This window comes from Vibrio sp. 10N.222.49.C9 (genome assembly GCF_041474985.1).
Classification (GTDB): domain Bacteria; phylum Pseudomonadota; class Gammaproteobacteria; order Enterobacterales; family Vibrionaceae; genus Vibrio; species Vibrio crassostreae_C.
This window is the reverse complement of record NZ_JBFRVD010000010.1, coordinates 1-12,988: the sequence shown is the minus strand read 5'-3', so window position 1 is coordinate 12,988 and position 12,988 is coordinate 1. Positions and strand designations below refer to the sequence as shown.

Annotated in this window: 12 protein-coding genes; all 12 read left to right on the top strand. The window is 46.4% G+C overall.

Annotation, left to right across the window (positions count from 1 at the left end):
- Window positions 1–2 precede the first annotated feature (2 nt).
- A complete protein-coding gene (locus tag AB4585_RS03975) occupies window positions 3–1,391 on the top strand; it encodes an AMP-binding protein (RefSeq protein ID WP_017064141.1) in 1,389 nt (462 codons plus the stop codon).
- An 88-nt stretch (window positions 1,392–1,479) separates the two neighbouring features.
- The gene (locus AB4585_RS03970) at window positions 1,480–1,842 is read left to right on the top strand and encodes a 3-hydroxyacyl-ACP dehydratase (protein ID WP_372154555.1); all 363 of its coding nucleotides are present in this window, start codon (window positions 1,480–1,482) and stop codon (window positions 1,840–1,842) included.
- On the top strand, window positions 1,835–3,634 hold the full coding sequence (locus AB4585_RS03965; protein ID WP_017062277.1) for a glycosyltransferase: 1,800 nt from the start codon (window positions 1,835–1,837) through the stop codon (window positions 3,632–3,634). The genes AB4585_RS03970 and AB4585_RS03965 overlap by 8 nt, the downstream gene beginning before the upstream one ends.
- The gene (gene hutH / locus AB4585_RS03960; protein WP_017062278.1) at window positions 3,612–5,159 is read left to right on the top strand and encodes a histidine ammonia-lyase; all 1,548 of its coding nucleotides are present in this window, start codon (window positions 3,612–3,614) and stop codon (window positions 5,157–5,159) included. Before AB4585_RS03965 ends, hutH begins: the two co-directional genes overlap by 23 nt.
- A gap of 39 nt (window positions 5,160–5,198) precedes the next feature.
- Window positions 5,199–5,702: a thioesterase family protein gene (locus AB4585_RS03955; protein WP_017062279.1), complete on the top strand. Its 504-nt coding sequence runs from the start codon at window positions 5,199–5,201 to the stop codon at window positions 5,700–5,702.
- Window positions 5,689–6,369: an outer membrane lipoprotein carrier protein LolA gene (locus AB4585_RS03950; protein WP_017064143.1), complete on the top strand. Its 681-nt coding sequence runs from the start codon at window positions 5,689–5,691 to the stop codon at window positions 6,367–6,369. Before AB4585_RS03955 ends, AB4585_RS03950 begins: the two co-directional genes overlap by 14 nt.
- Window positions 6,341–8,713, top strand: a complete 2,373-nt coding sequence (locus tag AB4585_RS03945; protein ID WP_048659798.1) for an MMPL family transporter — start codon at window positions 6,341–6,343, stop codon at window positions 8,711–8,713. The genes AB4585_RS03950 and AB4585_RS03945 overlap by 29 nt, the downstream gene beginning before the upstream one ends.
- Complete coding sequence (locus tag AB4585_RS03940) at window positions 8,710–9,333, top strand: DUF3261 domain-containing protein (protein WP_029235408.1); 624 nt, start codon at window positions 8,710–8,712, stop codon at window positions 9,331–9,333. The genes AB4585_RS03945 and AB4585_RS03940 overlap by 4 nt, the downstream gene beginning before the upstream one ends.
- 5 nt (window positions 9,334–9,338) lie before the next feature.
- A complete protein-coding gene (locus tag AB4585_RS03935) occupies window positions 9,339–10,538 on the top strand; it encodes a beta-ketoacyl-[acyl-carrier-protein] synthase family protein (protein WP_017062283.1) in 1,200 nt (399 codons plus the stop codon).
- The gene (locus AB4585_RS03930; RefSeq protein WP_017062284.1) at window positions 10,531–10,995 is read left to right on the top strand and encodes a hotdog family protein; all 465 of its coding nucleotides are present in this window, start codon (window positions 10,531–10,533) and stop codon (window positions 10,993–10,995) included. Before AB4585_RS03935 ends, AB4585_RS03930 begins: the two co-directional genes overlap by 8 nt.
- Window positions 10,992–11,717: a 3-ketoacyl-ACP reductase FabG2 gene (locus tag AB4585_RS03925; RefSeq protein ID WP_017062285.1), complete on the top strand. Its 726-nt coding sequence runs from the start codon at window positions 10,992–10,994 to the stop codon at window positions 11,715–11,717. The genes AB4585_RS03930 and AB4585_RS03925 overlap by 4 nt, the downstream gene beginning before the upstream one ends.
- The gene (locus AB4585_RS03920) at window positions 11,714–12,937 is read left to right on the top strand and encodes a beta-ketoacyl-ACP synthase (RefSeq protein WP_017062286.1); all 1,224 of its coding nucleotides are present in this window, start codon (window positions 11,714–11,716) and stop codon (window positions 12,935–12,937) included. Before AB4585_RS03925 ends, AB4585_RS03920 begins: the two co-directional genes overlap by 4 nt.
- The last annotated feature ends 51 nt before the right edge of the window (window positions 12,938–12,988 follow it).

Sequence of the window (12,988 nt, the reverse complement as noted above, 5' to 3'; positions counted from 1 at the left end):
TTATGACCCAAACCGTATCTTACACCTCGTTGTCTGAGCTTCTTAGCCAGGACAGAGCCCCTGAATCTATTGTCTGCTTTGACGACAATAGCGAGATTACGTGGCAAACATTTAACGACGACTTATCTCAACTCGTACAATTTTTGTCTTTATCCCCTTTTCAACGAATCGCGATTTGTACCCAAGACAGCTACCTATTTGCGGTGGCCTTTTTGGCATGTACAGCAGCCAACAAACACATCATCTTACCGGGCAACTACCAGCCATGTGCGCTTGCTGAGTTAAGTAAGCAGTTTGATTGCCTGCTAGTTGATAACTCGATTGGCGAAGTTGAGGTGAATGACGTTCGTAATATCCAAACCTTATTGGATTCAAACACTGAAGCACAAAAACCTCTAACCGAGAATCTTACGACCATTGATTTGGCAACAGTCCCATTAACTCTGTTCACTTCAGGTTCAAGTGGCACGCCAAAAGCGATAGATAAAACGTTAGAGCACCTCGATATTGAGACCGCTCAGTTACACAAGAACTGGGGTGAGTTACTCAAGGGAAACCAAATCCAAAGCACAGTTTCTCATCAACATATCTATGGTTTGCTGTTTAGAATCTTATGGCCACTATGCTCTGGTGTTCCATTTGCTCGACACAACCTTGAATACCCAGAACAGATCTTATCTCACGCAAATCAAAACTGTGTACTGATCAGCAGCCCAGCGCTACTTAAACGATTAAAGCATGAGACCAACAAGGTACAACTTGCAGGAATCTTCTCTTCGGGTGGTCCATTGCCTACCGAGTCGGCTCACCAGTCACGAGATCTGCTTGGTCATTTACCGATTGAAGTCTTTGGTAGCACAGAAACCGGTGGCATCGCATTTCGTCAGCAAGAGAGCGCTCAAACGCCTTGGCAGCTTTTTGCCTGTATTGAGGCTAGTCTCAACAGTGAGAGTTGCATTAAGTTATTGTCGCCGTACATCGATAAGAATAACTGGTATCAAACCTCTGATGAGTGCGAGATGGTCTCGGAGAATCAATTCATATTGAAGGGCCGAACGGACCGAGTGATCAAGATAGAAGAAAAGCGAGTATCACTGGTTGAAGTGGAAAAGCGACTGGAGCAACTGCCTTGGATAAGTGAGTGCGTGGTTATTCCATTTGAGGAGCCTGAGCGATTAATATTAGCCTCTGTTTTGGTATTATCAGATGAAGGCCAAGCCGCTCTATCGACCATGAGCAAAGGTAAATTCTGGTTGATGCTGCGTACAGAACTCAGAAAGTGGTTAGAGCCAATCGCAATCCCGAGAAAATACCGTGTTGTCGATGAGATCCCCCTCAACAGCCAAGGTAAGCGATTAACATCTCACATAGAACAGCTAATAAAATCATAGAAACCGCTGATCGTATTTTACACTGAGATTATCTTTTTATATTTTTGTCAAAGAACCAATATTTGCCCAAGGATTCTAAGCACGCCCTATGGATAAAAGAAAACCAAACATCATTGCTGTAGACACGGTAGAAAATGAATCGACCCTGACACTTCATGTTAGCGGAGATATCACCGACTTTAATGGGCACTTCAAGAGCTTCCCTATTCTACCTGGCGTCACGCAAATTGATTGGGCACTTCACTACGCAGTCCAAGAGTTAGGCGTTCCTGGTTTCTTTAAAGGAATGGAAGTCATTAAGTTCCAAGAGCCTATCCTGCCTGACGCTACAATCCAGCTATCATTCAAATGGGATGCTGACAAAGACAAGCTGAGCTTTAGTTACACATCAAACAACGGTGAACAGACCCACTCTTCAGGCAAAATGAAGCTGGGAGAAAAAAGTGAATAGCGCTCCCGTCGAGGCTACTTCTCAACACCACACAAAAGAAAGCAGCTACAAGGCTTGCTTCCTTATCCCGTGCTTTAACCATGGCGCAACCATGCCGGCTGTGGTGTCGTCACTTCATCATTTTGAGTTACCGATCATCATCGTTGACGATGGCAGTGAACTCACAACAAAACAGTTTCTGTCTCCCCTAGCAGAGAATTCAAACGTAACCTTGGTGACGCTTGAACAGAACCAAGGTAAAGGCGGCGCAGTAAAAGCCGGAATCAAAAAAGCGCAGCAACTAGGCTTTAGCCACGCTATTCAGATAGATGCTGATGGGCAACACGACCTGGAAGCCTTGCCAACATTGATTGAGGCCTCACAAGCTAAGCCACAACGTCTGATATCAGGCCAGCCTATCTACGACGACAGCGTACCCAAAGCAAGGCTCTATGGGCGCTACGCGACACATATCTGGGTATGGATAGAAACCCTTTCTTTATCAATTAAAGACAGCATGTGTGGCTTTAGAGCGTATCCTATCAACCAAACTCAAACTGTGTTGAATAAGTACGATGTTGGTTCGAGAATGGACTTCGATATCGAGATTTTGGTTCGCCTGTATTGGGAAGGTTGCGACATAGACTTCGTTGAAACGCGCGTTATCTATCCTGAGAACGGCATCTCTCATTTCGATGCGTTGTGGGATAACGTCAAAATCAGTTGGATGCATACACGTCTATTCTTCAGCATGCTGCCAAGAGCACCAAAACTGATTGCTCGCCATTTCAAATCCGATTCAGCTGATAATAACCCAAATTTATCGACTGATTCAGAGCCGCAAGCTTCTGAACAACCACACTGGTCCCGCACTCAAGAACGCGGCACAGTATTAGGCATTAAGCTGTTATTAGCCATTTATACCTTGTTAGGTCGCGGTGTGTTCAACCTCATTCTGCGTGGTGTGATGCGTTACTACCACTTGACGGGCCAGCGTGCGCGAAACGCTTCCGAACAATATCTATTCCAATTAAAAGCCTATGCGGAACAGCAAAATATTGAGCTCCCCGGAGAACTAACCAGTTACAACCATCTGCTTTCATTTGGCCATACGATGCTCGACAAGCTCGCGGCATGGAAAGGTGATTTCTCGGCAGATAACCTGACTATTCATGGCCAAGACCAGTTCGAGAGCATGGTGGCAAATAAGCAAGGTGTGCTAATCCTTGGATCTCACCTTGGCAATATTGAGCTGTGCCGAGCTTTAGGTCGCAGACACTCGAACATCAAAATCAACGCCCTGGTTTTTACAGAACACGCCGAACGTTTTAATTCCGTGATGAAAGCGGTTAACCCGCAGTCTGATTTAAATCTGATTCAGGTGACATCGATGGGGCCTGATACCGCTATCTTGTTACAACAGAAACTAGAGCAAGGCGAATGGATCGTGATTGTTGGCGATCGAACTTCCACCAGCAAAGAGAGCCGCTCAGTATGGGCTGAGTTCTTAGGTAAGGAAGCTCCATTCCCTCAAGGTCCATTTATGTTAGCCTCGGTTCTCAAAGCACCCGTATTTTTGCTGTTTGGGTTACGTGACGACTCACAATCTAAGCCGCATTTTAATGTCTATTTCGAGCATTTTAGCAACAAGATCGAGCTACCAAGAAAGACTCGCGAACAATCTTTACAGCAAGTCGTGCAAAAATACGCAAATCGACTTCAGCACTACACACTGCAAGCACCGCTTCAGTGGTACAACTTTTTTAATTTTTGGACATTGAGCAAGCACCATGACGAAAAAGAATCCAAATAGCATCACCTTTGGTGCCGAGCGCCTCACGATTGAGGATGTTGTCGCTATCTCACAAGGCGCAAAAGCCTCGATGAACACAAGTGAAGCATTCACATCTAAGATCGACCGTGGTGTCGCTTTCTTAGAACGCCTATTGAAAGAAGAAGGTGTGATTTACGGTGTAACGACGGGTTACGGTGACTCATGTACGGTTGCGATTCCGCCAAACCTAGTTGACGAGCTACCACTGCATTTAACACGTTTTCACGGCTGTGGTTTAGGTGAAATATTGTCTCACGAACAAGCTCGTGCAGTCCTTGCAACTCGTCTTTGTTCGTTATCACAAGGTGTCTCTGGTGTGACTCACGATCTACTCAACCAGATCGTTACCCTAATCAACCAAGACATCTCACCACGCATTCCTCAAGAAGGATCGGTGGGTGCCAGTGGCGACTTAACACCTCTGTCTTACTTAGCCGCAGCACTGATTGGTGAGCGTGATGTAATCTACAAAGGTGAAGTGCGCCCAACCAGTGACGTCTACAAAGAGTTAGGAATTAGCCCTATCAAACTTAAGCCAAAAGAAGGCTTGGCGTTGATGAATGGTACGTCTGTAATGACGGCATTAGCTTGTATCGCTTACAAGCGTGCGGAATATCTAGCTCAGCTATCAACTAAGATCACCGCTATGGTATCAGTCGGTATGCACGGCAATGACTTCCATTTCGATGAAGCGCTGTTTGCAGTCAAACCTCATCCTGGTCAACAACAAGTTGCTGCATGGCTGCGTGATGATCTGCAAGCGGATCGCCCGCCACGTAACAGTGATCGCCTCCAAGATCGTTACTCTCTGCGCTGTGCTCCACATGTTATCGGCGTGGTTCAAGACTCTCTGCCTTGGCTACGCCAAATGATCGAGAACGAGCTAAACAGTGCCAACGACAACCCAATTATCGATGGTGATAATGAGCGCGTACTGCACGGTGGACACTTCTACGGTGGACACATTGCAATGGCGATGGATACGTTAAAAACTGCAGTTGCGAACCTTGCTGATCTGCTTGACCGTCAAATGGCTCAGCTGATGGACTACAAGTTCAACAACGGTTTGCCATTCAACCTAACGGGTGCTGAAGGCGAACGTAAGCCAATCAACCACGGCTTTAAAGCAGTACAGATTGGCGTTTCAGCTTGGACAGCAGAAGCATTGAAACACACCATGCCAGCAAGCGTATTCTCTCGCTCAACTGAGTGTCACAACCAAGATAAAGTGAGTATGGGCACCATCGCAGCTCGTGACTGTTTACGCGTTCTAGAGCTAACCGAACAAGTGGCAGCAGCGTCACTACTGGCGGGGACACAAGCACTCGAACTTCGTAAGCGCCACAATGAGCTTGATGAGCACCACATGAGTGAGAACCTCAAGCACATTCGCGACGAAGTGCTTAAGGAGTTTGAATTTATCGTAGAAGATCGACCACTTGAAGGCGATCTACGCCACTTCATTGCTCGTATTCAAAGTCAGCACTGGTCACTTTACTCATAAAGTAGCCAACCCTTTACGCAATATTGTTGAGAGCGATTTATGTCTGAAATCCTTCACCCATTACAATCTGAGGTGACGCTTATCACCTCATTCCAAGATGCCGACCCAATGGGCGTGATCTATCACGGCAACTACTTCCGATTCTTTGAAGAAGTTAGGCGCATCATGATGGATAAGATTGAGTACAACTACCATGAGATGAAGGATTCTGGCTACATGTGGCCTATCATCGATACCCGCGTGAAATACATTAAGGCGATACCGTTTAATCACAAGATTAAGGTAACGGCGAAACTCACCGAGTGGGAAAATCGCCTGCGCGTCGATTATGAAATTCATGATGCTCTAACCGGTGCTCGAATGACACGTGCTCACACCATGCAGGTTGCCGTCACCATCGAAGAACAAGAGATGTGCTTTGCCTCACCCAAAGTGTTTACTGACAAAGTCGAACACTGGCACCAATTTGGTTGCTTACCTCTAGCAACTGAACATCAAACACAAACCTCTAACCCACAGCAGGTGAACCATGAATCTGTTTAAACGCAGTCGCAAATACATCAATATCGCGCTAATTGGACTTACTGCGATGATGGCAAGCGGCCTTGTAAGCGCCAAAGAAAACTCTGCTGCTGTCAATTCTATTTCAGAGCTGCAGACGGTGCTCAGCGAAAATAGTATTGTGCGTGGTGAGTTCACTCAAACACGCAATATGGAGATGTTCGCCCAGCCTTTAACGTCACAAGGTACATTTCTGTTAGACAAATCAAGTGGCTTACTCTGGACACAAACCACTCCGTTTCCCGTGAACTTAGTGCTCACCGATAACAAACTGAGCCAAAGGTTTGCCGATCAACCCGCAAAAATCATCACCGACAAAGAAAATCCAATGGCGTTTTATTTCAGCCATATCTTCTTGTCAGTGTTTCATGGGGACACGCAAAAACTTCAGGAACAGTTCGCACTCAATTTTGAGCCCGCAACTAACACCAGCTCTGATGAAAATGTACAAGCATGGACACTGACTCTAAAGCCCAAAAATGCACCGATGAATGCGGTGTTTGAGGCTATCACGCTGCAAGGCAACAGCGATATTGAACGTATTGAGTTGAAAGAGATTCGTGGAGATAGCACAGTGATCGAATTCAGTCAGTTAAGCCATCTACCGGAAGTATTATCAGATGCTGAAGCGAAACAATTCCAACTCTAGTCTTGCCCTTGTTTGGCTTGTTGTTGTAATGCTGTTTAGCGGGTTGTTGACCAAACAATTCGCTTTTTCTTCGTCGGTACCGATTGAAAGCAACATTCTAAAGTTACTGCCCGAAAACCAGCAAGACCCAATGGTAGAGCAAGCCTTTCAGCAGATATCCAGCTCGATGAGCGAGCAAGTGGTATTTATCATAAGCGCTCCCGATATCGAACAAACCATGGTTGCGACCGACGCTTTTGAAAAAGCTCTCAACCAAAGAACTTTTTCAAGTCAGCCAACTCTGTTTAAGCAAGTTCAAGGTAAAATCAACGCCAGCACTCAAAGCCAGTGGAGCGATTTCTATTTTCGTCACCGATCTCAACTGCTGACCCAACAACAAAAAGAGACGCTGACACACTCGCCTGATTCGCGAGCTCAATATGTCATTCAGTCTCTGTACAATCCATTCTCAGGCGTCACTGCAGCAGAGTTATCTCTCGACCCATTCTTGTTATTTCGCGACTACATCAGTGCTATTGGCGTCCAATCAAGTAACTTTGTTCTGAAAGAGGGCTATCTCACGGCCCAGTCGAATGAGCAAACTCATATTTTAGTCACGGCTACTCTGGCGGACTCACCTTATAGCTTGGCGATTCAAGAACAACTTCCAGATCTTGATTCAATTGAGCGCGAGGTCGAAAAACAATTTGGCGTCAAGGTGCAGCATACTGGTGTGGTGTTCTACGCCAATTACGGTACCGAAAGCGCGAAATCAGAAATCAGTACCATTGGTTTGGGCTCATTGGCAGGCGTTATTTTATTGGTGTGGCTGACATTTCGTAGTGCGCTACCACTTGCCTTATCTTTACTCTCAATCAGTACAGGATTATTGGTTGCACTGGCAAGCACTGTCGCTATCTTTGGTAAGGTGCATCTATTCAGCTTGGTGTTTGGCGCTAGCTTGATTGGCGTATCCATCGATTACTCTTTTCACTATCTCACTGACCGTTTGGCCGCAGGAAGCCACTGGCAGAGCGATAAAGGCCTAAAGCATATTTTCATTGCCATCACTCTAGGTTTAATCACCAGCTTAATCGGATACTTAGGGCTACTGGTTGCGCCATTCCCAGGCTTGCAGCAACTGGCTCTGTTTTCGTCGATTGGACTGATCGCAGCTTACGCCAGTGTGGTGTGCTGGTACCCCGTTTTAGCGGTAAAACCAGGCCAAGAGCGCCCTCTTCCCCTGTCGAAACTTTGGCATACTTGGTTAAGCCTTTGGAGCAACCAAAAATTTAGAATTGGCTTACCGTTAACAGTGACTGTCGTTAGCTTGATGTCACTCAGTCAAATTCGTTACGACGACGATATTCGCCAGCTTCAGGCTATGCCCGAACAACTCAAACAACAAGAGCAAGCCATTACTGAGATATCAGGGTTAGGCAGTGGTCAAAATATGCTTTTGGTCACAGCTCAGAGCGACCAAAAGCTACTCAAAAAATTGACAGAAATCACCACAAGCTTAGATTCGCTGGTCAATAGCCAAGGTATCTCCGGGTATCGCAGCATCAATCAACACTTGTTAAGTAAACAAGAACAGCATGATAACTATCAGTTGGTTGAACAACTCTATAGTCAACAAAGCCATATATTACAAAGCTCTCTCGGTTGGTCTACGTTTCCAGAACTACCAAAATTCGAACCAATCACGGTATCTGGATTTTTGGAGTCTCCAGTCTCAGAGCCTGTTCGACCACTTTGGTTAAAACCTATCGACGGGCAAGCAGCGTCGGTCATTTTGATAAAAGACGTCACTGATGCTGAGCTGTTCTCACAGTGGTTGGAGTCAGATTTTGCTCAGAAGCAAGGTGTGAAACACCTCAATAAAGCGGATGAAATCTCCTCTCTTTTTGCTGAGTACCGCGTCAAGATTACCGAGCTGTTATTGATAGCATTGGCAGCTATTGGCATGCTGTTAGGCTGGCGCTATGGTGTGAAGCAAAGCCTGTTAATGCTGTTGCCTTCATTGATTGCAGGCGTAGCAGGTTTGGCGGTCACGGGCATTTTAGGCTCGACACTGAACCTATTTAACCTGCTTGGTTTGATTCTGATTTTAGGGATTGGCATAGACTACACCCTGTTCTTTGCTGAGCAAAAGAAATCGCTGAGCACCTTATTAGCGATCACCTTGTCAGGTCTCACAACACTACTTTCATTCGGCTTACTGTCGCTGAGCCAGACTCATGCTATTCATAGCTTCGGGGTGACGGTTCTGACAGGGATCTTTGTCGCTTGGCTGCTTTCTCCACTCGCGATCAACAGTAGTAAAAACGTAGAAGGACCAATTACTCGAGAGGCTTTTAGATGATCCAGACATTAAAGGTAACCTTCGCCATACTAGTGGGCATTCTAATGAGTGCCTGCTCGATGGTTTCTCAGCAGCCAAGTGGTGCGAGCGTGTCTATCGATCAAGACACCGATCTAGCACTACCACTGCCAGCTGAACTGGGATACTCATTAACAGCCAGTCAGTTGATTAGCGCTACGTGGGAAAATGATACACAGCAGCTTCCGGTTCAAGTCGAAGTCACACCAGGTAAAGTGGTTTTGGCGGGGTTCTCCTCTTGGGGTACTCGCATTCTATCGCTGCAATACCAGAATCAAGTAATTGATACGCAGGTTTTGTCTGGGCTTGGCGCAACTTTGCCACAACCTGAACAGGTGCTATTTAATTTAATGCTTACCTTATGGCCGGCTGAAGCATGGGCTCAGCCTTTACAAAGCATAGGTTGGCACCTAGTCGATACCGACAAAACAAGAACCGTATTTGATGAAAACCAACAGGCAATCATTCAAATTGATTACCAAACAGATCCTGGTACACACAAAACGGCAGGCGACATTGTTTTCAAACATTTGACCCTGGGCTACAACATCACCGTACAAACGTTGAACTCAACGATTGTCGACAATCCAAGTAAGAGTTGAACACTATGCCTATTTACATCCAAGACTGTGGTTTCCACTCAGCGCTAGGCTCAGAGATTGCCGATATTCATGGCTGTCTAAAAGACGAGCGTGAATCAAATATGGTCGAAGTGCACGATATGCTGAACGATGGTAAACACACTGTCGTTGGTCAGATCGCGGGTGAACTACCACCGATTCCTTCAGATCTTACGCAATACGCCACTCGCAACAATCAACTGGCGCTGTCGGCTCTTCACCAAATTGAAGATTCTATCGAGCAAGCCAAATCTCAGTTTGGCGCAGATAGAATTGCTGTTGTTATTGGCACCAGCACATCTGGGATCTCCGATGGTGAAGCAGTCTTCAAACAAAAATTGGCAAACGGCGAGTTTCCAGCAGATTACCATTACTCAAAACAAGAGCTTGGTGATACCTCAGAGTTCGTTAGCCAGTATTGCGCATTAACGGGGCCAAACTACGTCATATCTACGGCTTGCTCATCCAGTGGCCGCGTATTTCTGACCGCCCAGCGCTTATTAGATTCAGGTATGGCTGATGCCGTGTTAGTGGGTGGTGTGGATACATTGTGTAAGCTGACACTCAATGGTTTCCACGGTCTTGAAGCACTCTCAACAACACATTGTAAGCCATTTAGTGCAACCCGAGAAGGTATCAACATAGGAGAAGCAGCGGCATTTATGTTGCTCAGCAAAACAAAGTTAGCCGGTGTTAATGCAGCACAAGACACGTCAAACATTGCCTTATTGGGCTGTGGGGACAGCTCTGATGCACACCACATTTCAGCGCCTCACCCTGAAGGCAATGGTGCTGAACAAGCAATGAAAAAAGCGTTACATTCTGCACAGTTAAACGCAGAAGACATTGGTTATATCAATGCACATGGTACAGCAACGCCACTCAATGACTCGATGGAAAGTAAAGCCATTCATCGTATTTTTGCAAACAAGGTTCCCGTCAGTTCTACCAAACCGCTGACCGGGCATACTCTAGGCGCAGCAAGTGCGATTGAGGCTGCAATTGCGTGGCATATTTTGAAATATGACTTACCGCTTCCCTTACAAAAATGTCAGGATAAAGCTGAAGATATTGAGATTGATTTGGTAAACTGTTCACAGAAACTTAAAGCAAAGAACATCTTAAGCAACTCGTTTGCTTTTGGTGGCAACAACATTAGCCTGATTTTTGGTGTAGTAAATGACTGATATCCCTTCTGTAGACCAACTTCTCCCTCACGATGATCCGATGATATTAATCGATCGTGCTATCAGCGTAGAGGCGTTGTCGATCCACTGTCAGGTCGATATTGGTGACCATAATCTGTTCTTTGACGCCGAATCTCAAACGGTACCAGCATATGTTGGAATCGAGTTTATGGCGCAGTCTGTAGCGGCATGGTCTGGATATCACGCACTTAAAAACGGCACCACGCCCCCAATCGGATTCTTACTCGGCTCTCGTCGCTATAAATCACTGTGTGATGAGTTTACTCAAGGTCAGACCCTTGATATCTACGCCGAACAGATGATGGAAGACAGCGGTATGGCTGTGTTTACCGCAAGAGTCGAAGACCGAGGTGAGTTAGTGGCTCAATGCCAACTCAACGTCTACGTGCCGACCGAACAAAAATTACAAGAAATGAAAACTAGGAGCCCATCATGAGCCGTCAGGTTTTAGTCACTGGTGCCAGTAAAGGTATTGGTAAAGCGATCGCTATTCAACTCGCGAAAGACGGGTTTGAAATCGCCGTTCATTACATGGGTGACAAGCAAGGTGCTGAAGAGACGCTAAAGTCGATCACCGAACTGGGTGGCGCTGGACGTCTTATTCAATTTGATATCAGCAAACGAAGCGAGTGTCGCGAAAAGCTTGAGTCTGATATCGCTGAACATGGTGCTTACTATGGTGTAGTGAACAACGCGGGCATTACTCGTGACACTGCATTCCCCGCGATGACGGAAGAAGAGTGGGATGGTGTGATCCATACCAACCTAGATAGCTTCTACAACGTACTTCACCCTTGTGTAATGCCTATGGTTCAAAAGCGTAAAGGTGGCCGTATCGTCACTCTAGCGTCGGTATCCGGCATTATGGGTAACCGTGGTCAAACTAACTATGCTGCAGCAAAAGCGGGGGTGATTGGCGCAACTAAGTCTCTTGCTCTAGAACTCGCAAAACGCAAGATCACGGTAAACTGTGTCGCTCCTGGCTTAATTGACACAGGTATGGTTGACGAGCACGTGAAAGATCATGCACTTCCTCAAGTACCACTGCGCCGTATGGGTGAGCCGGAAGAAGTAGCCGGCCTAGTCAGCTACCTAATGTCTGATATTGCAGGCTACGTAACTCGCCAAGTGATTTCAGTAAATGGAGGCTTAGTATGACCCGCCGAGTTGTTGTAACTGGAATGTCTGGTGTTACTGCTTTTGGTAACGACTGGCAACAGATAGAGCCTAAGCTAAAGGCCTGTGAAAATGCGACTCAATATATGCCAAGCTTCGAGCAATATGATGGTCTCAACACAAAACTTGCCGCGCCTATTGATGACTTCCAACTGCCTAAACACTACAAGCGTAAGCAAGTGCGTGGCATGGGCCGTGTATCACGCCTAGCTACCGTTGCGACTGAGAATGCATTGGAGCAAGCCGGCTTAATTGGTCACGATGTATTGACCAATGGCGAAACTGGTATCGCTTACGGCTCTTCAACTGGCAGTACCGATGCGGTTGGTGCTTTCGGAGTAATGCTGAACGAGAAGTCGACACGAGCAATCACAGCAACCACTTACGTTCAAATGATGCCACACACAGCCGCGGTAAACGTAGGTCTGTTCTTTGGTCTGCGTGGCCGCGTGATTCCCACCAGCAGCGCCTGTACTTCAGGAAGCCAAGCCATTGGTTACGCCTATGAAGCGATCAAGCATGGTTACCAAACCGTAATGGTTGCCGGTGGTGGTGAAGAGTTATGCCCAACTGAGTCTGCCGTTTTCGATACCCTTTTCGCTACCAGTTTAAAAAACGACACACCCAAGAAATCCCCTAGCCCATACGACAGCGAGCGTGATGGCTTGGTTATCGGCGAAGGCGCTGGAACCCTGATCCTTGAAGAGTACGAACATGCTGTTGCTCGTGGCGCAAAGATCTACGCAGAAATCATAGGTTTTGCGAGCAACTGTGATGCGGCTCATGTGACTCAACCTCAGATGGAAACCATGCAAATCTGTATGGAGAAAGCATTGAGAGACGCACAACTTCCAGCTGAGAAGATTGGCTATGTTTCTGCGCACGGTACTGCGACTGAAAAAGGTGATATTGCAGAGAGTAACGCGACAGCGAATATCTTTGGTGAAGTACCAATCAGCTCTCTTAAGAGTTACTTTGGCCATACGCTTGGTGCATGTGGTGCAATTGAAGCGTGGCTCAGCCTAGAGATGATGCATAGCGGTTGGTTCAGCCCAACCCTAAACCTTAAGAATGTCGATGAACAGTGCGGCAAGCTCGATTACATCACGGGCTCAGGTCGCGAATTGGATGTTGAATACTTGATGAGCAACAACTTTGCTTTTGGTGGAATCAACACCTCTATCATCTTCAAGAAAGTCTAAGCTTAGCTACATAAAACGCTAAGTAAATAAAAAGGTTCATCGCGGATTAGC

Coding starts and splice junctions, on each gene's coding strand:
- AB4585_RS03975 (WP_017064141.1), top strand. CDS start 3: ATGACCCAAACCGTATCTTACACCTCGTTGTCTGAGCTTCTTAGCCAG.
- AB4585_RS03940 (WP_029235408.1), top strand. CDS start 8,710: ATGATCCAGACATTAAAGGTAACCTTCGCCATACTAGTGGGCATTCTA.
- AB4585_RS03920 (WP_017062286.1), top strand. CDS start 11,714: ATGACCCGCCGAGTTGTTGTAACTGGAATGTCTGGTGTTACTGCTTTT.
- hutH (WP_017062278.1), top strand. CDS start 3,612: ATGACGAAAAAGAATCCAAATAGCATCACCTTTGGTGCCGAGCGCCTC.
- AB4585_RS03925 (WP_017062285.1), top strand. CDS start 10,992: ATGAGCCGTCAGGTTTTAGTCACTGGTGCCAGTAAAGGTATTGGTAAA.
- AB4585_RS03930 (WP_017062284.1), top strand. CDS start 10,531: ATGACTGATATCCCTTCTGTAGACCAACTTCTCCCTCACGATGATCCG.
- AB4585_RS03955 (WP_017062279.1), top strand. CDS start 5,199: ATGTCTGAAATCCTTCACCCATTACAATCTGAGGTGACGCTTATCACC.
- AB4585_RS03970 (WP_372154555.1), top strand. CDS start 1,480: ATGGATAAAAGAAAACCAAACATCATTGCTGTAGACACGGTAGAAAAT.
- AB4585_RS03935 (WP_017062283.1), top strand. CDS start 9,339: ATGCCTATTTACATCCAAGACTGTGGTTTCCACTCAGCGCTAGGCTCA.
- AB4585_RS03950 (WP_017064143.1), top strand. CDS start 5,689: ATGAATCTGTTTAAACGCAGTCGCAAATACATCAATATCGCGCTAATT.
- AB4585_RS03945 (WP_048659798.1), top strand. CDS start 6,341: ATGCTGAAGCGAAACAATTCCAACTCTAGTCTTGCCCTTGTTTGGCTT.